The organism is Shewanella sp. A32, assembly GCF_029167175.1.
Taxonomy (GTDB): Bacteria; Pseudomonadota; Gammaproteobacteria; order Enterobacterales; family Shewanellaceae; genus Shewanella; species Shewanella yunxiaonensis.
Genome location: NZ_JARFTS010000016.1, coordinates 1 through 22,434, shown reverse-complemented (window position 1 = coordinate 22,434; position 22,434 = coordinate 1). Strand labels below are relative to the sequence as shown.

Annotated in this window: 17 protein-coding genes and 1 tRNA gene; 4 read left to right on the top strand and 14 right to left on the bottom strand. The window is 48.9% G+C overall.

Going from position 1 to position 22,434, the window contains the following annotated elements:
* Positions 1–8: 8 nt before the first annotated feature.
* The 6 genes from aroK to PY479_RS12045 form a co-directional block, all read right to left on the bottom strand.
* Positions 9–524 (bottom strand): shikimate kinase AroK, encoded by a 516-nt coding sequence (gene aroK / locus PY479_RS12070; protein WP_212594696.1) that lies wholly within the window; start codon positions 522–524, stop codon positions 9–11.
* A gap of 212 nt (positions 525–736) precedes the next feature.
* Positions 737–2,794, bottom strand: a complete 2,058-nt coding sequence (locus tag PY479_RS12065; protein WP_212594697.1) for a type IV pilus secretin PilQ family protein — start codon at positions 2,792–2,794, stop codon at positions 737–739.
* Positions 2,795–2,812: 18 nt separating this feature from the next.
* On the bottom strand, positions 2,813–3,331 hold the full coding sequence (locus PY479_RS12060; RefSeq protein WP_212594698.1) for a pilus assembly protein PilP: 519 nt from the start codon (positions 3,329–3,331) through the stop codon (positions 2,813–2,815).
* Complete coding sequence (locus PY479_RS12055; protein WP_212594699.1) at positions 3,328–3,954, bottom strand: type 4a pilus biogenesis protein PilO; 627 nt, start codon at positions 3,952–3,954, stop codon at positions 3,328–3,330. The genes PY479_RS12060 and PY479_RS12055 overlap by 4 nt, the downstream gene beginning before the upstream one ends.
* A complete protein-coding gene (locus tag PY479_RS12050; protein WP_275483915.1) occupies positions 3,951–4,544 on the bottom strand; it encodes a PilN domain-containing protein in 594 nt (197 codons plus the stop codon). Before PY479_RS12050 ends, PY479_RS12055 begins: the two co-directional genes overlap by 4 nt.
* Positions 4,532–5,611 carry a pilus assembly protein PilM gene (locus tag PY479_RS12045; protein ID WP_212594701.1) on the bottom strand — a complete coding sequence of 360 codons (1,080 nt, stop codon included), beginning with the start codon at positions 5,609–5,611 and terminating at the stop codon, positions 4,532–4,534. Before PY479_RS12045 ends, PY479_RS12050 begins: the two co-directional genes overlap by 13 nt.
* A 182-nt stretch (positions 5,612–5,793) precedes the next feature.
* On the opposite strand from PY479_RS12045, the gene PY479_RS12040 reads away from it, so the two are divergent.
* Positions 5,794–8,367 carry a PBP1A family penicillin-binding protein gene (locus PY479_RS12040; RefSeq protein WP_275483914.1) on the top strand — a complete coding sequence of 858 codons (2,574 nt, stop codon included), beginning with the start codon at positions 5,794–5,796 and terminating at the stop codon, positions 8,365–8,367.
* Between the two features lie 60 nt (positions 8,368–8,427).
* Here the strand turns inward: PY479_RS12040 and argH are convergent, their stop codons facing one another.
* The 5 genes from argH to argC form a co-directional block, all read right to left on the bottom strand.
* Positions 8,428–9,792: an argininosuccinate lyase gene (argH, locus tag PY479_RS12035; protein ID WP_275483913.1), complete on the bottom strand. Its 1,365-nt coding sequence runs from the start codon at positions 9,790–9,792 to the stop codon at positions 8,428–8,430.
* A gap of 63 nt (positions 9,793–9,855) precedes the next feature.
* On the bottom strand, positions 9,856–11,082 hold the full coding sequence (locus tag PY479_RS12030; RefSeq protein ID WP_212594704.1) for an argininosuccinate synthase: 1,227 nt from the start codon (positions 11,080–11,082) through the stop codon (positions 9,856–9,858).
* 33 nt (positions 11,083–11,115) lie between these two features.
* Positions 11,116–12,021, bottom strand: a complete 906-nt coding sequence (locus PY479_RS12025; RefSeq protein WP_212594705.1) for an ornithine carbamoyltransferase — start codon at positions 12,019–12,021, stop codon at positions 11,116–11,118.
* Between the two features lie 13 nt (positions 12,022–12,034).
* Positions 12,035–12,817 carry an acetylglutamate kinase gene (argB, locus tag PY479_RS12020; protein ID WP_212594706.1) on the bottom strand — a complete coding sequence of 261 codons (783 nt, stop codon included), beginning with the start codon at positions 12,815–12,817 and terminating at the stop codon, positions 12,035–12,037.
* A 38-nt stretch (positions 12,818–12,855) separates the two neighbouring features.
* Positions 12,856–13,836 carry an N-acetyl-gamma-glutamyl-phosphate reductase gene (gene argC, locus PY479_RS12015; protein ID WP_212594707.1) on the bottom strand — a complete coding sequence of 327 codons (981 nt, stop codon included), beginning with the start codon at positions 13,834–13,836 and terminating at the stop codon, positions 12,856–12,858.
* Between the two features lie 255 nt (positions 13,837–14,091).
* Between argC and argE the strand changes: the two genes are divergently transcribed.
* The 3 genes from argE to PY479_RS12000 all read left to right on the top strand — a co-directional run bounded on the left by argE (position 14,092) and on the right by PY479_RS12000 (position 18,529).
* Entirely contained in the window at positions 14,092–15,243 is a 1,152-nt protein-coding gene (gene argE / locus PY479_RS12010; protein ID WP_212594708.1) for an acetylornithine deacetylase, read from the top strand.
* 110 nt (positions 15,244–15,353) lie between these two features.
* Positions 15,354–17,999, top strand: coding sequence for a phosphoenolpyruvate carboxylase (gene ppc / locus PY479_RS12005; protein WP_275483912.1), 2,646 nt, complete (start codon positions 15,354–15,356; stop codon positions 17,997–17,999).
* Positions 17,999–18,529 (top strand): DUF1439 domain-containing protein, encoded by a 531-nt coding sequence (locus PY479_RS12000; protein ID WP_275483911.1) that lies wholly within the window; start codon positions 17,999–18,001, stop codon positions 18,527–18,529. Before ppc ends, PY479_RS12000 begins: the two co-directional genes overlap by 1 nt.
* Before the next feature lie 39 nt (positions 18,530–18,568).
* On the opposite strand, the gene PY479_RS11995 is transcribed toward PY479_RS12000, so the two are convergent.
* The 3 genes from PY479_RS11995 to PY479_RS11985 form a co-directional block, all read right to left on the bottom strand.
* Positions 18,569–19,843, bottom strand: a complete 1,275-nt coding sequence (locus PY479_RS11995; protein WP_275483910.1) for a CinA family nicotinamide mononucleotide deamidase-related protein — start codon at positions 19,841–19,843, stop codon at positions 18,569–18,571.
* 152 nt (positions 19,844–19,995) lie between these two features.
* Positions 19,996–21,969: a formate-dependent uric acid utilization protein AegA gene (aegA, locus tag PY479_RS11990; protein ID WP_275483909.1), complete on the bottom strand. Its 1,974-nt coding sequence runs from the start codon at positions 21,967–21,969 to the stop codon at positions 19,996–19,998.
* 388 nt (positions 21,970–22,357) lie between these two features.
* A tRNA-Asp gene (locus tag PY479_RS11985) sits at positions 22,358–22,434 on the bottom strand.

Sequence of the window (22,434 nt, the reverse complement as noted above, 5' to 3'; positions counted from 1 at the left end):
AACTGGCCTTAAAAACCTAACTGTTCAATGATTTGGTTTGCAACAACCTTGGCACTTTGCTCATCAGTCTTGACAACGATATCAGCAATTTCTTCGTAAAGTGGGTTACGAATCTCCGCCAAATTTTCCAATACTTCACGCGGATTATCCACTTGAAGTAATGGCCGACGTTTGTCACGCTGAGTACGGGCAACTTGTTTATCAATGGTTGTTTCCAGATATACGACGATACCTCTTGCGGAAAGAAAATTACGGATATCCTTGCTCTGAACCGAACCACCACCTGTGGCCAATACGATACCCTGCTTTTCGGTTAAATCGGCTATCACCTGCGCTTCACGACGACGAAACCCCTCTTCGCCTTCAACATCGAATACCCACGTTATATCAGCGCCGGTACGACTTTCAATTTCCTGATCTGAATCGTGAAACTCTAAGTGCAGCATTTGTGCTAAGTGACGGCCTATCGTGCTTTTACCAGCACCCATAGGGCCTACTAGAAATATATTACGTTTTTCAGCCATTTCTTATACGTCTGAATCTTATGAAAAGTTTGCCGAAAGTCGATTTAGGGTCAAACCGACAGGATCATCTTACCTTGCTCTAAAGAGACTTGACCCGGGATTATCTCAGCTAAAGGCCGCTTTAGGCAAGCGTGCCACTTCATTAAAGCCAAAATTCTTCCCTGAAAGTAAAGCCAGTGACATGCACTGGCTTTATCTAATCAGCCGGAATGTTAGAACTTATCGGTAACGATCTTAGGTGTTACGAAGATCAATAACTCATGCCGTTCATTGGAATCAGAGGTGTTACGGAACAGCGCACCTAACACCGGGATATCACCCAGTACTGGCACTTTGTTGACACTGTTGATCAACTGCTGCTGATAAATACCACCAAGAACGATGGTTTCACCATTGTTAACCAACACCTGAGTACCCACTTTCTGAGTATTGATAGAAACTGCTTCACCTAACGGTGTTGTCACCACTTCGCCTTTAGAATCCTGAGTGATTTCCAGATCAAGAATCACTTTGTTATCCGGAGTGATCTGCGGGGTCACCCGTAGGGACAATACCGCCTTCTTAAATTTAACCGTTGCGGCACCACTAGATGCAGATTCTACGTAGGGAATTTCAACCCCCTGCTCAATATACGCCGCTTTCTGATTAGATGTGGTAATGCGCGGGCTGGCGATAATCTCACCTTTATTTTCCTGTTCCAACGCACTCAATTCCAAATCCAAAATAGTGCCATCTGCCAACTTGGCAACGTTGAAAGCGATACTCGCAGCACTTGTCGCTGAGGCAGGCAAATTGACGTTCAACCGATTATCGATTGAAGGTGTGCTCCCCGATACCAAATCAGAGACCCCTTCGAGAGTTCCTGACGTGCCATAATCTCCTTGAAGATCGGTAATCCCCCAACGAACCCCCAAGTCTTGAGCCACGGTGTCACTCACCGTCACCATACGTGATTCAATCAATACCTGCTTAATTGGGATATCAAGTACTTTGATCAGGCGATGCACGTTTTCTAACGAATCCGCAGTGTCTTTTACTAACAAAGTATTGGTACGTTCATCAACGGTGACCGAACCACGGTCAGTTAACAGGCTCGCTTGAGCTTCACCTTTTAGCAATTTGGCGATGTCGGTCGCTTTCGCGTAATTGACTTGCAGATATTCCGAGTACAAAGGCGCCAGCTTTTGTACTTCCTGCTTGTTTTTCAGATCCTGGCTCTCGCGAATCGCTATCTCTTCGGCTGGAGCCACCATCAGAATATTACCTTCAATCCGCTTATCGAGTCCCTTGGTCTTGAGGATCAGGTCCAACGCTTGATCCCAAGGCACATCTTCCAGTCGCAGCGTAATGCTGCCGTCGACGGTATCACTGGTCACCAAATTGAAATTATTATAATCGGCCAGAATCTGCAGCACGGTGCGTACTGAAATGTTCTGGAAATCCAAAGACAATTTTTTACCGGTATATTTTTTCTCAGGCTCAACAGCTGAAGTCGCTTTTTCATCCTGAGTCATGGTCAGATGGAAGGCGTTACCCTCTTCTTTATAGCTATATTTGTACGGGCCTTTAATATCGATCAGGAACCGCGTGGTCATATCGTCACGGAACGTTTCAAAACTACGCACTGGGGTCGAAAAGTCCTGAACATCCATTACATACAATTTATCATCTGGAATTTCTGTGTTGTAAAACTTCACTTCCAGTTTGGTGCCTTTTTGTTCAACGTTAGCGGCCACTGAAGCATTATTGAGGTTGACAACCAACTCCCCGCCTTTGTCACCAGCCCGATGAAAATCGATATTTTCGATCTTATTAACGAACGGGCTGGCAGCTTTATCGGCCGCACTCATCGCTTCATCATTAACGGTCAGTCGGTAAGTGTTGCCGATAGCCTTACCTTGATAAGGTCGTACTTTATCAAGTTTCAAAGCAACTTGCAGTACACCATCTTGCTGTTCAGTTGTTAACTGCTCTACCCCGACCTGTTTGATCGGCAGCACGGCTTTTTCCAGTGTGGACGTTGCATCACTGAAATTCAGTTTAATACCTGCAGGCTCGGCACTGAGCTTCACTTCTGGATCGGCCACCGGACTATCAAAGACCAGTTCCAACTCCAACTGATGGTCAATGATGGTGTGATATTTCACATCGACAAGTTTGTTCGCAGCCAAAGCACAAGGAACAAGACTCACCATCAACACGCAGCCCAATGCAACTTGCCACCAGTTGCCTGCTGTCTCATGGGTTTTATGCACCAAAGAAAATCTCATTATTCCCTCTTCCTTTGCCTATTTTCCGCCGGTCAAATCCAGACTGCTGCTGCGCTCGGTCCAACAACCGGAACCGTCCGGAACCAATTCAGTAATTTCGATACTGTTCTGATTTATCTTTGTTATATGGCCGTTAAATAGACCAATGTAATTTCCAACACCAATTCGATAAACGTTGCTGTCAGGGGTCTCAATCAATGCCCAGATAACACCGTTGTTACTGAGCGTGCCGCGCATTCTTAGGTTATCCAGCGCGTATGTTTCCAAGCGTTCCTTGCGACGTTTCAGGTCGGGCTGTCGACAATCCTTGGTTGTATCTATCGCTTCAGCGGTCAGCTCTCGGGATGGTGGTACAAAAGGACTGCGAAGCAGATCTGCATCATACTGAAAATGCTCAAATTTAGGCGGTTCCTTTAACGGAGGAATATGCGCCACATGCGTTTTCTTCACACTCTCCACATATTGCTGTAAATCTTCGTGGTTGCCAATACAACCACTCAGCAGCACTATCAGCGGCAGGGGCAATATCCATCTCATTTGCTTTTCCCCTTAGCCTTTTTGGCATTTGCCGGTAACTCTGCACCTTCTTTAAAACGATAAGTTTTAGCTAAAATGTCCATCGACAAATTGCCATCAGCTTCTCGCTTAATCACAAAATCATGCAGACTGACAATCCGCGGTAATTTAGCGACACCACTGACCATGTGTCCCATTTGATGATAATCACCGGTTACAGACATCCGGATTGGGTATTCAATATAAAAATCACGTTGGACTTCTGCATCCCAATCAATGCTGTTGATACGCAAACCAGCGTCCGTCGCAACATAGGTCAAGTCATCCAGCAATCCGGGCATTTCGTTCTGAGATGGCAACATTTTCAGCAATTCTGCGAACTGCGCTTCCATCTGCTTTAATTGTTCTCGGTAGAGATCCAGATTAGCCGCTAATTGATATTTATTGCGAAAATCGTCGCGTAATTGCTGCTCTTTACCCTGCTCTACCTTGTAGATATCAATCGCATCAGAAACAAACAGAAAATAACCACCGACAAATACCAGAATGGCTAAAATCCCGGCAAAAACCGCTTTGACCTGGGTTGGCCAGCCACCGATATTTTCCATGTCCAGATCATTAAACTGGCTCAAATCAAACTTCATTTAGCGGTTCCCCCCTTAGCAGTCTGGGCTGAGCCCGCAGGTGGTTGTTCTCCACCTTTGATAGTGACTTTAAGACTGAACCGCTGCAGTTCCCTGATATCATCTTTCTGAGATACGATGGATTGCATTGTCGGGTCTTGCAGCCACGCTGATGCCTTAATCTTGCGCATCATGTTGGCTACGTTGTTGTTAGATTCGCTACGACCTTCAATCCAGATAATACTGCCTTTCTTTTCTACGCTTGAGAGGTAAACGCCGGGAGGTATCACCCGTACCAGCTCATCCAATATATGCGTCGGCAGATTACGTGACTGCTGCAAATCCAGAATGATTTCAGTACGTTTTTCAATATCAGCTTTTCGTTGCTTAATCTTGGTGATCTCAGCAATCTGCTTATCAAGTTGCTGAATTTCATGCTGCAGATAAGCATTACGTTCTCGCTGATCATCCGTCATCCAGCCAATAAATTGCAGCGCCAGATAAACCAGCACCGCGGCACCGATAAATACAGCGGCCAGAATCCCAATATAGTCACGTTTCTGTTTTTCCCTCGCCTCTTCACGCCAGGGCAGCAGGTTTATGTTCGCCATTGCCCATAACTCCTTAATGCGAGACCGCAAGCAATCATGTATTTGCTGATATTTGGCGCCAGTTTTTGCTGAACACTGCCGTCAGCCTGCAAACACCCTTTAAAAGGATCCGCAGTGATCGTTGGTACCCCGAGTTCATTCGTCAGCAGGTTGGCCATTCCTTCCAGCTTCGAAGTTCCTCCACACAAGACCAGTTGATCAACCTTATCTTTGCCGCTGGAAGTACAGTAAATTTGTAGTGTGCGCTTAATTTGCTGCAACAACTGATTCTGAAATGGCGATAATACTTCAAACATATAGTTACGTGGCAAGTCGCCTTCGACCTTGGCTTTTTCTGCCTGGTCATACGCCATTCCGTAGAAAGAGAGAATTGACTGGGTGAAGATTTCACCACCAAAGGCTTGCTCGCGGATAAATGTAGTTTCACCATTTTCCACCACGGCGAATGTGGTCATATTGGCACCGATATCGATCAGTACTACGACACCTTTCGCTGTCTCTGGCGGCAGTTGCGCGGCAATCAGTTCATAGGCTCGACCCAGCGCATAACCTTCTACATCAACAACTTTGGTCTCAAGGCCAATTTCATCTAAAACATCGACCCGGGAATCAATGTTTTCGGTACGACTTGCGCTGAGCAGCACATCAACCTTGGAAGGATCAGCTTTGTTGACGTTAAGGGTTTCAAAATCGATGGACACTTCATCAAGGGAATACGGAATCAGGTTATCTGCTTCAATCTCGATCTGAGCTTCCATTTCAGCTTCCGTCAATGACGCATCCATATAAATCACTTTGGTCATGACTGCTGAGCCAGAAACCGCTACGGCTGCAAATTTGATAGATTTAGGCAATTGCCGTTTGATCTGGCGTAATGCCTCAATAACAGCGTCTTTATCCCTGATGTCATGGTCGCTCACTGCGCCCTTTTTTAAGGGAACCACCGCATGAGCCTGTATTTTATAACCTTCAGCTGTCTTACCCAACATAATAGCCTTGACTTCGTGTGAACCGATGTCAATTCCGACCATTTGAGGGGCTTGACGCTTCCATAGATTAGAAAGCATTGTCCCGGTGCCTTATTGTTATTGTTGAATCGAAGCGTAGCACAAACATAGTTTGATTGTGATCTTTATATAATATTCTATTAACATTTTTGCACTGTTTATTTTTATAATTGTAATTCACTTCACCCCAGCGATTGTGCCTTATATACTATTTACCCCTCAACAGGTTATGGAATAATCCGGTGAAGTGGTTTAAACGCATACTTATCGCTGTATTCAGTCTCGCGCTATTGGGAATCATTGCCATTATCGGCGCGTATTTTTACGTTTTGCCGGATCTGCCAGACGTCAATACATTGAAAACCGTCAAACTTCAGACGCCACTTAAAATATATTCAAGTGATGGCAAACTTATTTCTCAATTTGGGGAAAAGCGTCGTATTCCATTGCAATTGAGTGATGTTCCCAAACCTTTGTTACAAGCATTTATTGCTACCGAAGATTCACGCTTTTATGAGCACAACGGTGTCGATCCCATTGGGGTGCTGCGCGCGGCATTAGTGATGATTACTACCGGCCAAAAGCGCCAGGGTGCAAGTACCATTACCATGCAGGTAGCCCGTAACTTCTTTTTGACTCGAGATAAGAAGTTTATCCGAAAAATCAAAGAAATCTTTATTGCACTTCACATTGAACAGCTTTTAACTAAAGACGAGATTCTGGAACTATATGTCAACCGGATCTACCTCGGGCAACGCGCCTATGGCGTCGGGGCGGCAGCACAAGTGTATTACGGCAAGGATGTAAAAGACCTGACGCTTGCAGAAATGGCCGTGATTGCAGGGCTCCCCAAAGCGCCGTCAACCGTTAACCCCATCACCTCTCCGGAAAGAGCCAAGGCTCGTCGTAACGTAGTCCTGCGGCGAATGCTGGATGTGGGATACATCAATCAAAACGACTATCAAGTGGCTGCTGCTGCGCCGATCACCGCCAAGTACCATGGTGCGGAAATCGACCTATATGCACCTTATATCTCAGAGATGGCGAGAGATTATATGGTGCAGAAATACGGTGAAGAAGAAGCCTACACCGGTGGTTACAACGTCTACACCACTATCAATTCTGATCTGCAACAAAAAGCGCAAAAAGCGTTACGCAACAACGTCTATGCCTATGACGAACGTCATGGTTACCGGGGGCCGGTGTCAGTCTTATGGACAGATTCTGAGCCGGCGCCGGATAAGTTGGTTGAAACACTAAAACAGACAGCACCTGTGCAGGAGTTACAGCCAGCTGCCGTCATCAAAGTGGAAGACAAGCAGGCCGAAGTATTACTTGGAAATGGTCACACCGTAACCATTCCTTGGGAAGGTTTAAACTGGGCACGCAGCTTTATTAACGACAGACGCCAGGGGCCATCACCCAAATCAGCGGCGGATGTTGTCAAAGTTGGCGAACAGATCTGGGTCCGCCCGATGGGCGATAGTTGGCAATTATCGCAACTTCCACAAGTTGCCAGCGCGATGGTCTCTCTCGATCCTCATGACGGCGCCATCCGTACCTTGGTAGGTGGATTTAGCTTCACTCAAAGCCAATACAACCGGGTGGTGCAGGCCAAACGTCAGTTAGGCTCTAACATCAAGCCATTCCTGTATGCTACTGCATTGGAAAAAGGTTACACCCTGGCGACATTGATTAATAACGCCCCTATTAATAAGCCTGATTTAAGTCAGGGTACCGCCTGGCGCCCTAAAAATTCGCCTGATGTCTACGGCGGTCCAACTAGACTGCGCGTCGGATTGGCGCAATCCATCAACGTCATGGCGGTCAGAACACTGCGATATATTGGACTGGATGCGGCAATTGATAAACTCAGTCAGTTTGGATTTGATCCGGCCGATCTGAACCGTAACGAATCACTGGCATTAGGCTCTCCGTCAGTGACTCCCTTGCAGGTTGTTACCGCGTTCTCAAGTTTCGCGAATGGCGGTCAATTGTTGGAACCCTACTTCATTGCACGCGTCGATGATGCCTATGGCAGGACGATTGAGCGCGCTGATCCTGCACTGGCTTGCGATACAATGCCAGCAGCAACAGTAGCTAACGTGCAAACTACAGCAATGGCACCTGAATCGACCATTACCAGCTTAGACCGTCCAGAGGATAATCCCGTAGCGGTTACCGTTGCCGCCAGTGATCTGCCATATACCTGTGACAACCCTCAGGCACGTCATGCTAAACGAGTTATCTCCAAACAGATTGCGTTCCTGATAACCGATGCGCTTAAGAGCGTGATTTGGGGGGGGGGCGACTGGAATCATGGTACCGCATGGAACGGTACCGCTTGGCGTGCTGCTCGCGTGGTAAAACGGCATGATATTGCCGGTAAAACCGGTACCACCAATGAATCTAGAGATACCTGGTTCAGTGGGTTTAACCCGAGTCTGGTCACCACCGCCTGGGTAGGTTTTGATGATCATAGTCGCGAGTTAGGTCGTGTGGCCTGGAATCCTAACGGTGCAAAAGATCAGATTTCTGGAGCAGAATCCGGGGCTAAGACTGCCGGGCCGGCCTGGAACGAGTTTATGCACGATGCCTTAGAAGGCACGCCAGAAATCCCGATGACACCACCAGCGGGTATCGTCTCGGTAAGGATTGATTTAGCAACTGGCAAGTTATCCCGTAAGAACGACTATACCAGTGATTTTGAATACTTTATTCAAGGCACTGAGCCCAAGGAATACGCCAGCGATGCTACCGAGGACAGTAACTTGTTCCTTGATTCCGGCAAAACATCGGAAAACTTGTTTAACTAACTCAATGTTATTCAATAAAAAACGCGCCAGCTGGCGCGTTTTTTATCAGTGGCTCACTGATCAGTATTTCTTTGCGTCCAATGCGGCTTGCACCTGCACTAATGCGGTGCCACCAAGCACATTACGCTTCTCAAGACATGCTTCAATGGTCAGATTTGGGTAAACATCTTCGGCAATGATCGCGGCATAAGTCTGTAAAGTGGCTAACGGCAACGCTTCAATCGGCTTACCTTCAGCAATTGCTTTTAACACCACTTCACCCACGACATGGTGCGCTTCACGAAATGGCATACCTTTAGAAACCAAGTAATCGGCCAGTTCTGTCGCATTGGCATAGCCTTGCTGGGCAGCCTGCAAGGCTCGATTACGATTCACCTTCACGCCTTCCAATACCAAAGCGGCCATTTTAAGACACAGACTCCAGCTGTCCATCACATCGAACAGGCCTTCTTTGTCTTCCTGCATGTCCTTGTTATAGGCCAGCGGCAGTGCTTTCATCGTGGTCAGAATACCAGTCAAAGAACCATAAACCCGGCCAGTTTTACCGCGGATCAATTCCAGTGCATCTGGGTTTTTCTTCTGTGGCATCAACGATGAACCAGAAGTGACGTTATCAGCCAGTTCAATGAAATTGGCTTCACCAGAGTTGAAGAAAATCATATCTTCCGCCATGCGGCTAAGATGCATCATGCTGATGGCGGCGTCACTGCATAACTCCACCACATGGTCACGATCAGAGACACTATCAAGGCTGTTCAGTGTAGGAGCTGCAAACCCCAGGCTCAATGCCAACGCTTTACGATCCACCGGATAAGCAGTACCTGCCAGCGCACCACTGCCCAACGGACAGGTATTCAGACGGGTTACGGTATCTTGCAGACGGCTGAGGTCACGCTCAAACATTTCCACGTAAGCTAAGGCCCAATGCCCCATAGTCACTGGTTGAGCCCGTTGCAAATGAGTATATCCTGGCATCACCGCATCCAGCTCGCGCTCTGCCAGCGCTAACATCGCCTGCTTTAACTGCGTCAGCAAAGTCAGCAAGTGCTCAGCTTCTTCTTTACACCAAAGCTTAAGGTCAGTTGCCACCTGATCGTTACGCGAACGCCCGGTATGCAATTTTTTGCCAAGGTCACCGACTTTATCGATCAGTTTCTGTTCGACAAAACTGTGAATATCTTCAGCGCCAGAACTCAGGATCTGTTGTGGCTGATCTTTTACTTCAACGAGCAATTCCTGAAGTGCCTGTTGCAAAGACGCCAATTCTGCCCCAGTCAACACACCAGCTTTGGCAATTGCGGCAGCCCAGGCAACCGAGCCCTGAATGTCCTGTTCCACCAGCCGATAATCTACTGGCAACGAGTCATTGAAGAGTTGGAAAAGTTCGCTGCTCGGGCCACTGAAGCGGCCGCCCCATAATGCCATGTTGAAATTCCTCTGTTACGAATAAACAAAAAGGGGCGCCAGGGCGCCCCATAAATCACCGTCTTACTTGTTGCTGTTGATGGCGCGGATACGGCTTGCCAGAGAATACAAACGGATAAAGCCTTCCGCATGTTTCTGGTCGTATACAGTATCTTCACCGAAGGTAGCAAATGCTTCAGAGTACAGGCTGTTAGGTGAACGTTTTTTCACTGGGGTCGCCTGACCTTTGTAAAGCTTGATCACCACTTCACCATTAACATCTTTGGCAAGCGCTTCAGACGCCGCAATCAAAGAGTTGCATAGCGGAGTGAACCAGCGACCGTCATACACCAGATGCGCCATCTGCGCAGCGACCTGTTCACGCCATGAGCGACTGGTTTTATCCAGCACCAGTTCTTCCACTGCACGCAGTGCAGCCATCATTACGGTGCCCCCGGGAGTTTCGTAACAGCCACGAGACTTCATCCCTACCAGACGGTTTTCGGTAATGTCTACGCGACCAACACCATGCGCCGCGGCGATTTCGTTGAGTTTCACCAACGCAGCATAAGGCTCCAGCTGTTCACCATTAACGGCAGTCACACGGCAATCTTTCACTTCTACAGTGACATACTCAGGAGCATCTGGTGCATCTTCTGGATCAACGGTCCAAGTCCAAACCGCTTTGCTGGGTTCGTTCCATGGGCTTTCCAACTCACCGCCTTCAGTAGAGATGTGCCAGGCATTGGCGTCACGGCTGTAAATTTTGGTTGCTGATGCTGTGGTCTTGATATGACGTTCAGCCAGGTAGGCCAGCAGATCTTCACGGCTCTGCATGGTCCATTCACGCCATGGCGCAATCACTTTCAGATCGGGCGCCAATGCAGCAAAACAGCCTTCAAAACGCACCTGGTCATTACCTTTACCAGTACAACCATGAGCCAGGGCATCAGCCCCGACTTTACGGGCCACTTCTACCTGAGCTTTGGCAATGATTGGGCGAGCCATTGAGGTACCCAACAGGTAAGTACCTTCATAAACGGCACCTGTTGCAATAGTCGGGTAGATGTAGTCTTTAACAAATTCTTCTTTCAAATCGACGATATGGCACTCAGAAGCACCAGAAGCCAAGGCTTTTTCAGTCAAGCCCACCAGCTCTGCTGGATCCTGACCGATATCCGCACAAAAGGCGACGATTTCGCAGTTGTTATAGTTTTCTTTCAGCCATGGGATGATGGCCGAGGTGTCCAAACCACCGGAGTAAGCCAGCACCACCTTTTTCACTTGTGTGTTTTTCTGTGCAATAGACATCTTATATTTCCTGGATTAAAAGGCCTTTGGCCATCAACTTAACAGAGTGACAAGTACCGCGTTTTGGGCGTGCATCCGGTTCTGCGCCTGCTGTAATATCAGCGAACCTTCACCGTCCATTACTTCATCCGTCACTTCTACCCCTCTGTGCGCGGGCAAGCAATGCATGAAATACTTGACCTTGTATTTTTCCATCAGTTCTTTTGAAACCTGATATTGAGCAAATTTAACGGCAATATCCGAAAGTTTGGTACTGTCTCCCATGGAAATCCATGTATCAGTGTAGACTGCATCCACACCTTCGAGCGCACTAACATCTGGCGTCAGTAGTAAACTACCGCCGTGAACTGCGGCTAACTGCTGCGCTTGAGTTACCGCAAAACCATCAGGGAAATGTCCCTCAGGGCAAATCACCGTCATTTGTGCCCCCAGAATGGCGGCACCAACCATCAGCGAGTTGGTAACGTTATTACCATCTCCGATATACGCAAGTTTCAGGCCTTTCAGACTTCCCAAGACTTCCTTCAAGGTCAGGAAATCAGCCAAGGCCTGACAAGGATGGTAAAGGTCCGACAATGCATTGATAACAGGGACGCTGCCGTATTCTGCCAAGCCTTCTACGGTGACATGGCTAAAGGTACGCGCCACAATCGCATCCGCCCACTGCGAAATATTACCGGCGAAATCGCGCACTGACTCTCGTTTGCCCAAAGCACCATTTTGCTGATCCATATAGACACAGTGACCACCGAGCTTATTGATACCTATATCAAAGCTCACTCGGGTACGCAATGAGGGCTTTTCGAACAGCATCACTACGCTCTTCCCATCGAGCGCATGACGATATTCGGCTGGGTTGGCTTTGATCTTGACCGCCAAGTCCAGCAATGCCAACAGTTGCGATTGGCTCAGGTCTTTAAGGGACAACAGGTGCTTCATAACTAATCCTTACTTACGGTTGAATTTGTGTTCCGATGTTCTCTCCCCGGGCAAGGGCAGCCAACTGGGCTGCATCCCGCCATGAGGCTACCTGTACTGGCTGCCCCATCTGCTCCGCCACATCCAGCGCAGCCTCTACTTTAACTTTCATGCCTTTTTCGATAACGCCCTGTTTCACCAGTTGCTGGATCTGGTCGCGGTTCAGTTGTGGGATCAACTGGCCTTTTCCATCCAGTACACCAGAAACATCTGACAGCAATACCAGCTTACCACCAACCAATTTGGCGAGTACGGTGGCCGCTTCATCAGCATTGACATTCAGTAAGTCTCCATCGCTTGACACTGCAATGGAACTGACAATTGGCATCCAGCCCTGGGCTAACAGGAAATTAATGTAGGTACCATCTTTTGGAGTAACTTCACCCACAAAGCCCAGACGTTCATCTTTAATGCTGGCGTCGACGAGGTTACCGTCTGCCAGACTCATACCTACAGCAACAACGCCCGCTTTTACTGCGGCGGCCTGCAGGATTTTGTTAGAGGTACCAGCCAATGCCCCAACCACTATTGGCATCTGCTCGGCAGGTGTCACCCGCAAGCCTTCCAACTTAACGGTTTCCATGCCATTGACTTTCAACTGTTCATCAACCAGATAACCGCCGCCGTGCACCAGTACCACTTTCTGTCCCTGGGACAACATCTTGGCTGCCGTTTCCATCAATCGCGCCATGCCCATCTCACACTGCATTAATGCGCCACCGACTTTCAGAACCAACACACTGTCATTTGTGCTCATAAAGGAAACTCTCAAAAATGCCGCTAGGGCTGGTTAATTCAAAGATTAAAATGAATCTTTATGCATTGCAGTGCTTGACTGGCCGCACCTTTCATCAAATTGTCGATAGCGCTGGCTACCACCAGATAGCCACTGGCTTCATCAAACTTCCAACCGATATGGCAATTTGGCGTCAGCACCACATCATCCACTTTCGGAAAACGCTGCTGACTTACCTTCACCAAAGGTGAGTTATCATAAACGCTATAGGCTTCTGCAACCTGCGCAGTAGTCGTGCCCGACTTCAGTTGTGCGGTAATGGTTGCCAAAATACCACGCTTAAAGTTACCCAGATGCGGTGTAAAAATAACCTGCTGTCCCAGATGAGTGGCAATTTCTGGTTGGTGGCGATGTCCGAGCACGCCATAGGGCGTCAAACTGACTTCGCAAAAACTGGTATGCAGTTGTGCTTTTCGACCGGCACCGGTGACACCACTGACGGCATTAATCACTGGCAACGTTTCGGTAAGCAGCGGCTTAACTGGCTTAAGTGCTAACAATGAAGCGGTGGGATAACATCCTGGAACGGCAATCATGCGGGTTGCGGCAATCTTGTCAGCATTCCATTCAGCCAAGCCATAAATCGCCTGCGCTAGCACTTTTGGCTGTGTATGTTCAAAACCATACCATTTGGGATACTGTGCGGCATCGGCAAAACGATAAGCGCCGCTAAGATCGAACACTCGCAGTCCTTTTTCATAAAACCAGGCAGCGAGTTCCAGACTGACAACGTGTTCTGTGGCCAGCACTACGGCATCTGATTCTGCCGCAATGGTATCTTTGGCTTCAGCAGTTAATGGTTGCAATACATAAGGAACCTGTTGATATACAGGATAGAGGTCAGCGAGGGCTTTGCCTTTGTCGAGACTATTCTCAGACACATACAACCCCTGCACACTGAGCCCGGGTTCATTTTCAATCAACGCGGTTATCTGGGCTCCGGTGTAGCCACTGGCACCGATAATGGCAATATTTTTCATGATCTCAAATCTATATCTAGTCAAAAGGAAGGGCTAAAGTTGTGCCCGGGCAGAATGCCTGATGACAAGTTTAACGCTGCAGGGATTATATGCAGCTTTTATCTGTATTAAGCTCAATAATAAGCTCAAACAGGGTATTTTATGCAGGTGACAGCGTTTCGCTGATGACACCTGTCTCAGCTGTTTGCTAGACTACCATACAAGTTTATTTATGCAATATATGTGAATAGTTATTTTACTATTTTTGGCGGAATTATGACCAAATTGCCGGAACTCAAACACAGCTTCAGTGCGCTTATCGCTTCTCCCTCTATCAGCGCCATAGAAGCCGAACAGGATCAGACCAATAAAGGGGTGCTCGATCTTCTCAGTAACTGGTTCTCGGAACTGGGCTTTCATTGCCAGCAACAGCCAGTGAAGGACAGTCGCAATAAATATAATCTGTTGGCTTCGCTCGGCAGTGGTAAAGGTGGGTTGTTATTAGCCGGTCACACCGACACCGTACCGTTTGATGAAGGTCGTTGGCACCAAGATCCGTTTGTGCTGACAGAAAAGGACGACCGTTGGTATGGCCTTGGCACCTGCGATATGAAAGGCTTTTTTGCGCTGGTATTAGAAGCCGTGAAAGATATGCCACTGCAGCAATTCAAACGGCCGCTGTATATCCTTGCCAGCGCTGATGAAGAAACCACCATGAGTGGCGCGAAGACTTTTGCCGCCAACGCAGCTATCCGTCCGGAGTACGCCATCATTGGCGAACCCACGAGCCTGCGTCCGGTGTATATGCATAAAGGGCATCTGGCACAAGGGATCAGAATTACTGGCCGCAGCGGTCATTCGTCTGACCCAGCCAAGGGACTTAACGCCATCGATATCATGTATCAGGTGATTGGGCAGTTGCTGAAGTTAAAACAGCATCTGGCAGATAACTATCGAGAAAATGCCTTCAGTGTGCCATATCCTACGATGAACTTTGGTCATATTCATGGTGGTGACGCCGCTAACCGTATTTGTGGGTGTTGCGACTTGCATATGGACATCCGCCCCTTGCCCGGCATCGCCATTGCCGATCTGCAGTTGATGACGCAGCAGTACCTGTTACCCATTTCTGAAAAATATCCGGGTGCCATCAGCATCAGCACCTTGTACCCAGGGGCAGAACCCTTTGCCGATACCGCAGATTCTGCCTGGAGCCAACTGGTGGCCAAATTGGCCGGGAACGCACCGGAGGTGGTGAATTATGCTACTGAAGCTCCATATATTCGCAGCATTGGTTGCCATACACTGGTACTCGGACCTGGCAGCATCGATCAGGCACATCAGCCAGATGAATTTATCGATTTGGCGCAGCTAAAGCCGACAATATCACTACTTAAGCAACTGATTTATCACGCTTGTATTGAATAGCATTAACGCAATGTCATCTACACTTCATTGACCTTAATGGCCTCGGCTAGGTATTGTGACGGGTAGGTGCTGAGGCACAGCAACACATTTTTGGGGAAATGGGAGCCACAATGGAACAAACGACAGATATGTATGCCTCACTACGGGCGAACGTCAGTATGTTAGGGCAGATCCTCGGTGAGACGATGCGCGACCACTTAGGGGATTCATTTCTGGAAAAGGTGGAACAGATCCGCCAGTTAGCCAAAAGTTCGCGTAAAGGCGACAGTGCTGCACGTGAGCAGATGTTGCAGCTACTTAATGCATTACCAGATGACGAGTTAGTCCCCGTCGCTAAAGCGTTTAACCAGTTTCTCAATTTGGCGAACATTGCCGAGCAGTTCCATACCATCAGTCGCAATTGTGATGAGCTGGTGTGTGTCCCCGATCCCGTTGAGCTGTTGCTAAGCCGGATGCTCAATGGCCCGATAGATCAGCAGCAGATGCTGGACTGTTTGAAAGCGATGGATATCGACCTGGTGCTGACCGCACATCCGACTGAGATATCGCGACGTACGTTAATCCAGAAATATGCTGCGGTAGTCGATTGCCTGGCAGCGTTGGAAAACGACAAACTCAGCCAACGCGAGACCAAGCAGCTGAATCTGCGGTTACGGCAATTGGTATCGCAGATTTGGCATACCAATGAAATTCGCAGTGAACGCCCGACCCCGGTTGACGAAGCGCGTTGGGGCCTCGCCACCATTGAAGCCTCACTGTGGCAGGCAGTGCCCGATTTTCTAAGACAGCTTAACGATCAGATTGAAGAACGTACGGGTGTGCAATTGCCTATTGATATTGCGCCGGTACGATTTTCCAGCTGGATGGGCGGTGACCGTGACGGCAACCCGTTTGTCACCGCTAAAGTGACCCAGGAAGTGCTCGATCGCAATCGTCACGCGGCGGCCAGATTGCACCTCAAAGATATCGTTGAGCTCCTGGCAGAGCTGTCAATGGAAGATGCCAATGAAGCACTGATGGCCTACACCAACAACAGTCGTGAACCCTACCGCGATGTGCTGCGAGATTTACGGCAAAAGTTGCGAAACACCATCGACTTTCTTAATGCCCGGATTGAAGGACATCAGCCAGAGGTCGATTACAGCACCATTATCTGGCACGAAGACGATTTAAAAACGCCGTTAATGTTGCTGTATCACAGTCTATGCGATTGCGGTATGCGCCTCATTGCCAACGGTTTACTGTTAAATATGCTGCGACGGCTCGCCTGTTTCGGTATTCATATGGTGCGTCTGGATATCCGTCAGGATGCCGCCAGACACGCGGAAGTGTTGGCAGAACTCACCCGTTATCTCGGTATAGGCGATTATGCGCATTGGGGGGAGTCAGAGAAGCAAGCGTTTCTCCTGAAAGAACTGACTAACCGCCGACCTCTGCTTCCTGGCACCTGGCAACCCTCGGACAATGTTGCCGAAGTGCTTGCCACTTGTCGCTTGATTGCCAAACAACCGGCAAGAGCGTTGGGGTCTTATGTGATCTCTATGGCAGGTAAGCCATCCGATGTGCTGGCCGTGTTATTACTGTTGAAAGAAACCGGATGTCCGCACCCGATGCGGGTAGTGCCACTGTTTGAAACCCTAGAAGACCTTAACAATGCTGCCAGCTGTATGACCGCACTGCTCAATCTTGACTGGTACCGAGGCTACACTAAGGGCACCCAAGAGGTGATGATTGGTTACTCGGACTCCGCCAAAGACGCCGGTGTGATGGCGGCGGCCTGGGCGCAGTATCGGGCACAAGAACAGTTAGTCGCGGTATGCCGTAATGCTGGCGTAAAACTTATTCTGTTTCATGGTCGCGGCGGCACCGTTGGCCGCGGTGGTGCACCAGCGCACGATGCCATTCTGTCACAACCGCCAGGTTCCGTTGATGGCCGAATCCGGGTGACGGAACAAGGCGAGATGATCCGTTTCAAATTCGGCCTGCCGAAACAGGCAATACAATCGCTGGCGTTATATACCTCGGCGGTGATGGAAGCGACCTTACTGCCACCGCCGGAGCCCAAACCGGAGTGGCGCGAATGTATGGAGCGCATTGCCTCGGATTCGGTCACCGCCTATCGTAAAGTTGTGCGCGAAGAGCCTGATTTTGTGCCCTATTTCCGCGCGGCAACGCCAGAAATAGAGTTGGGGAAACTGCCCCTTGGTAGCCGTCCGGCCAAGCGACGCGTGGATGGTGGTATTGAGAGCTTACGAGCGATCCCATGGATCTTCGCCTGGTCGCAAAACCGCCTAATGTTGCCTGCATGGCTGGGTGCCGGAGAATCATTGCAAGCCGCCATAGATCGAGGTGAAAAAGTGCTGCTACAAGAAATGGAGCAGCACTGGCCATTTTTCCGCACCCGCATTTCCATGATGGAGATGGTCTATGCCAAAGCCGAACCAAATCTGGCACGCTATTATGAAACCTGCCTGGTACCGGTCGAACTGCACCATCTTGGCGACGAGCTGATAGCCAGACTGCAACTGGGGATGAAGGTGGTGTTGGAACTCACCGATAGCGATACGCTAATGGCGCATACTCCCTGGAATCGTGAGTCGATTAAATTGCGCAATCCGTATATTGACCCGCTTAACTTCCTACAGGCTGAACTATTGGGGCGCACCCGTCGGGAACAGCAAGCATCGGAAACACTGGAATTAGCATTGATGTTAACTATCGCCGGTGTCGCTGCAGGTATGAGGAACACCGGTTGATGAAATTCATCATTTTGCTGCTGGCGATGCTGTATTTGGGTGGTTGTGTCAGCCAATACAGCATCAGTGAACAGCAGGTAACAAATTACCTAAATGACAAGCTTGCCAAGCAGCATCAAGCTAAGGACTCATCGGCATTATCCATGGGATTTCGCAGTGTCACTGTAACATTGGGGAGTAAACCAGGCGTAATGGCGGTGACCGCGTTGGCGGAAATAAAGGTGGCGACACCCATTTTGCCGCTACGCGCCGATCTGCAAGCCGAATTCGAGGCAAAACCTGTTTACGACAAATCGAGTCATAGCATTTTTCTGCGGGATTTGCAGTTAGTCCAATTCAAAGCGACGCCCGCGAAATTGCAAAAACTGTTAGGCAACGTATCACCGCAGTTGGTTGACCTGGCCAGAACACTGCTTGAGAACCAACCAGTGTATGAGTTAAACACCCACAACAGCGTGCAGGCGAAGCTGGCAGAAATGACCCGAGCTATTAAGGTGGAACCTGGAAAGCTGGTATTGGAATTTGAGTAGCCACTATACGCTAACGAGTAGTGACTACTCACTTTGATATTACTTCGGATAGCGCTGAATGAAGGAGTAATCAACAATGACGCCTTCGTTCAGCAACTCTCGGCGTAACATGTCATAAGCTACCGCCGCACTGATACTGCGTACCAATTCGCGTGAACGGCCAGAGAGCAGGATCATCTGGCTGTACACCGCGTTACGGGTAGCCAGCGCTATGGCGACAGTTCCTACGGGCTTTTCCGGCGTACCACCATCGGGTCCGGCAATGCCACTGGTCGCCAAGGCAAAATCACTGTCTAATAGTTCACGGGCTCCACGTGCCATCGCTTCCACCACGGGAATTGAAACCGCACCATAGTCGTCAAGTGTCTGAGGTTTTACGCCTAATACTCGGACCTTGCTCTCATTGGAGTAAGTCACCAGCCCCTGATGCAGATAGGAAGAACTACCCGGGAAAGCCACTAGTTGACTGGTGATCATGCCGCCAGTGCAGGACTCCGCAACGCTGAGACTGAGACCTGACTTAAACAGCCGATGGTGGATCTCTTCTGCCAACGAGGTACGATTTTCCGCAACGACAGCGGTCCCCAGCGCAACCTTCACTTTTGCAGTCACTTCAGCAAGCTGTGCAATCGCCGATGCGCCACGTGCAAAAATCTTGATCTCAATATGCGGCATATATGAACGGTAACCCAGAGTGATACCGTCTGGCATCGCCAGTGGCTCAAGCTTTTCGGCTAAAGAGGATTCTCCGTGACCTATGGTTAGCAATTTTTCGACCGCCACCTCAGAGTGAATATCAAACTCTTGGCGGATAAACGGTAAAAATTGTTCCCGCACCATATGTTTCAATTCAAAAGGTACGCCCGGCGTAAAAAACAGCCATGCTCGATTGAGTTTTACCCGAAAGCCGCAAGCCGTTCCTACCGGATTGTCAACCATGACAGCTGAGGCCGGTAACAGTGCTTGCTTGAGATTGTTGGCAGGCATTGGCCGGTTATTACGAGCAAACCAGTCAGTGATATGCTCGCGCCACACCGGATTTTCCACCAACGGTTCTGCTTTCGCTTTGGCCATCGCTTCAGCCGATAAATCATCGGAAGTGGGACCTAAACCGCCATTGACCAGAATCACGTCAGCATGCAGGCTCCGTTCACGAAACACTGCCACAAGATCTTCTATCCGATCTCCCACCGTGACCCGCCGTTGTACTTCAATGCCATTTTCCATCATCAGATTAGCAAACCAGGCGGCATTGGTGTCCACTATCTGTCCGGAAAGCACCTCTTCACCGGTACAAATCATCTCCAGCTTCATTAAAAACACCCGTTTGTTTTAATGTTGATCCAACGCACACCAGATTACGCTAATTCACTGAAGATGGGTATGCAGAACGAGGATTTGGCGGTGAGTCGTCGCCTATTGAAAGCAAAACGACCCGCATTTTTGCGGGCCGTTCTTAACCAAACTTACTGTATTTCGGGTGCTGGCTGAGGCTCAAGCCCCAGCGAAGCAATAATACCCAACGCCGCCTTACGACCATCAGACATTGCGGTCACCACCAGATCTGCACCGCGCACAATATCGCCACCGGCGAAGATCTTTGGATGACTGGTTTGACACGGGAAACGATTGTTACGAGGAGCGTCAATCAATCCCCAGCGATTACATTTTACTTGTGCTTTTTCCAGCCATGGCATCTGATGCGCACTGAAACCGAAAGCGATGATAAGGGCATCGGCGTCTAAGACAAATTCAGAGCCGGCGACCGCCTGCGGTCGCCGCCGACCGCTACTATCCGCTTCACCGAGTTCGGTGCGGATCAAGCCAATCCCGGTCAGCCGCCCTTTTTTGTCGAGCTGGATAAATTGCGGCTGCACATTAAACTGGAATTCAGCCCCTTCTTCCCGCGAGTTTTTCACCTCTTTCTTAGAGCCCGGCATATTTGCTTCATCGCGACGATAAGCACAGGTGACTTTGGCAGCACCTTGACGCAAAGATGTCCGCAGACAATCCATCGCCGTATCGCCACCACCTAAGACCACGACTTTTTTACCCGCAAGATTCACATAAGGCTCGTCTGCGAGTTCAGGTAATCCCATTTCATGTTTAGTGTTTGCAATTAAAAACGGTAACGCTTCATACACGCCTGGAGCATCTTCATGCTCTAAGCCAGCCTTCATCGACTGGTAAGTACCCGTACCCACAAACACGGCATCGAACTCATCCAGTAGCTGTTGCAGTGAAATATCGCGACCGATTTCGGTATTCAGCCGAAATTCGATGCCCATCCCGCTAAACAGCTCCCGACGATTGATCAGAACATTTTTGTCCAACTTAAACGCAGGGATACCAAAGGTCAGCATACCACCGATTTCCGGGTGTCGATCAAACACCACGGCTTGCACCCCATTACGGCTGAGGATATCTGCACAGCCTAATCCGGCGGGGCCAGCGCCAATAATGGCAACACGTTTACCGGTAGCGACGACATGGCTAAGATTTGGCTTCCAGCCTTTAGACAACGCAGTGTCGGTAATATAACGCTCAACATTACCAATAGTAACTGAACCATATTTATCTTTGAGAGTGCAGGAGCCTTCGCACAGGCGGTCTTGTGGGCATACCCGGCCACAGACTTCCGGTAACGAACTGGTCTTATGCGACAGCTCAACCGCTTCATCTATACGGCCTTGTTTAGCCAGTTCGAGCAGTTTGGGGATGTTGTTATGCAGTGGACAGGTCCATTCACATACGGAACGGTCACTACAACTCAGGCATCGTTCTGCTTGTGCTTTGGTTTGTTCCGCAGAGAACGGCTGATAAGTTTCAACAAAGGTGGTTTTACGCAACTCCAAAGGCGCTTTAATCGCATCCTGGCGCGGACGTTCTGGTAGCGACGCCAATATCGGTGTTAGGCGATGAATATGTGGCAGTCTCAGATCGTAATCAACGCCAGCACTGCGTAATTGCTTTTGACGGCGAAGATTGATTAACGCTGATTCATCAAGAAATTGCAGCGCCTTGGTCGGACAGGCCTGAACACAAGCCGGCCCCTGCTCATTTTCATGGCACAAATCACACTTATGGGCATAGGCTTTGGCTTCGTTGTGGTCGGCAGATTCGTACACCATATTAATCGCGCCGAATGGACAGGCTAAAACACAACTCTTACACCCAATACATTTATCTTGCTGTAACTGCACACTGTTATGATCACGAGTAATAGCGCGTACAGGGCACGCGTTAGCACAAGGTGCATCTTCACAATGACGGCATACCGCAGCAGATATCCGCGATTCCCCACGGACCACTTTTATGCGTGGATTAAATGAGTCAGCACTATCAGGATAACGCCCATTATTGTGCGACAACACACAGGCGACTTCACACGCCCGACAACCAATACAATCCTTGGCACTCGCAATCACAAACCGATTCATCACGCCCCCAACTCAAGCCGATTCCAGCAAATGAAATTCTGCTCCCCAACAAAATTTCAGATGAAATAAGACTACGCGTAGTTTCACATTTGAATATTCTAACCTGCTAAATTGAAGTGAAAACTTGATACCGGACAGGAACTATGCAGTTTTTAGTACTGTGAATAGGAGAAAAGTCACTCATCCGATGACAGAAAATCATTTAAAAAGGCTTATAAGCAGCATAATTGTAATTAAATTACAGATTTATTATAAAATCCGGAATCTTGACTCGTTTAGTGAAAAAATTAAACAAGGCGACAACGCTTAGATAGAACAAATAATGAAGATAAAACGCAAGAGAGGAAAAAGCAAAAGGCCTCGTCGTGAGACGAGGCCTTGCTATTAGTGGCGGGATGGACGGGACTCGAACCCGCGACCCCCGGCGTGACAGGCCGGTATTCTAACCAACTGAACTACCACCCC

Excerpts from the sequence above, each read along its gene's own strand:
- aroK (WP_212594696.1), bottom strand. The coding sequence starts at position 524 with ATGGCTGAAAAACGTAATATATTTCTAGTAGGCCCTATGGGTGCTGGT.
- PY479_RS12065 (WP_212594697.1), bottom strand. The coding sequence starts at position 2,794 with ATGAGATTTTCTTTGGTGCATAAAACCCATGAGACAGCAGGCAACTGG.
- PY479_RS12060 (WP_212594698.1), bottom strand. The coding sequence starts at position 3,331 with ATGAGATGGATATTGCCCCTGCCGCTGATAGTGCTGCTGAGTGGTTGT.
- PY479_RS12055 (WP_212594699.1), bottom strand. The coding sequence starts at position 3,954 with ATGAAGTTTGATTTGAGCCAGTTTAATGATCTGGACATGGAAAATATC.
- PY479_RS12050 (WP_275483915.1), bottom strand. The coding sequence starts at position 4,544 with ATGGCGAACATAAACCTGCTGCCCTGGCGTGAAGAGGCGAGGGAAAAA.
- PY479_RS12045 (WP_212594701.1), bottom strand. The coding sequence starts at position 5,611 with ATGCTTTCTAATCTATGGAAGCGTCAAGCCCCTCAAATGGTCGGAATT.
- argH (WP_275483913.1), bottom strand. The coding sequence starts at position 9,792 with ATGGCATTATGGGGCGGCCGCTTCAGTGGCCCGAGCAGCGAACTTTTC.
- PY479_RS12030 (WP_212594704.1), bottom strand. The coding sequence starts at position 11,082 with ATGTCTATTGCACAGAAAAACACACAAGTGAAAAAGGTGGTGCTGGCT.
- PY479_RS12025 (WP_212594705.1), bottom strand. The coding sequence starts at position 12,021 with ATGAAGCACCTGTTGTCCCTTAAAGACCTGAGCCAATCGCAACTGTTG.
- argB (WP_212594706.1), bottom strand. The coding sequence starts at position 12,817 with ATGAGCACAAATGACAGTGTGTTGGTTCTGAAAGTCGGTGGCGCATTA.
- argC (WP_212594707.1), bottom strand. The coding sequence starts at position 13,836 with ATGAAAAATATTGCCATTATCGGTGCCAGTGGCTACACCGGAGCCCAG.
- argE (WP_212594708.1), top strand. The coding sequence starts at position 14,092 with ATGACCAAATTGCCGGAACTCAAACACAGCTTCAGTGCGCTTATCGCT.
- ppc (WP_275483912.1), top strand. The coding sequence starts at position 15,354 with ATGGAACAAACGACAGATATGTATGCCTCACTACGGGCGAACGTCAGT.
- PY479_RS12000 (WP_275483911.1), top strand. The coding sequence starts at position 17,999 with ATGAAATTCATCATTTTGCTGCTGGCGATGCTGTATTTGGGTGGTTGT.
- PY479_RS11995 (WP_275483910.1), bottom strand. The coding sequence starts at position 19,843 with ATGAAGCTGGAGATGATTTGTACCGGTGAAGAGGTGCTTTCCGGACAG.
- aegA (WP_275483909.1), bottom strand. The coding sequence starts at position 21,969 with ATGAATCGGTTTGTGATTGCGAGTGCCAAGGATTGTATTGGTTGTCGG.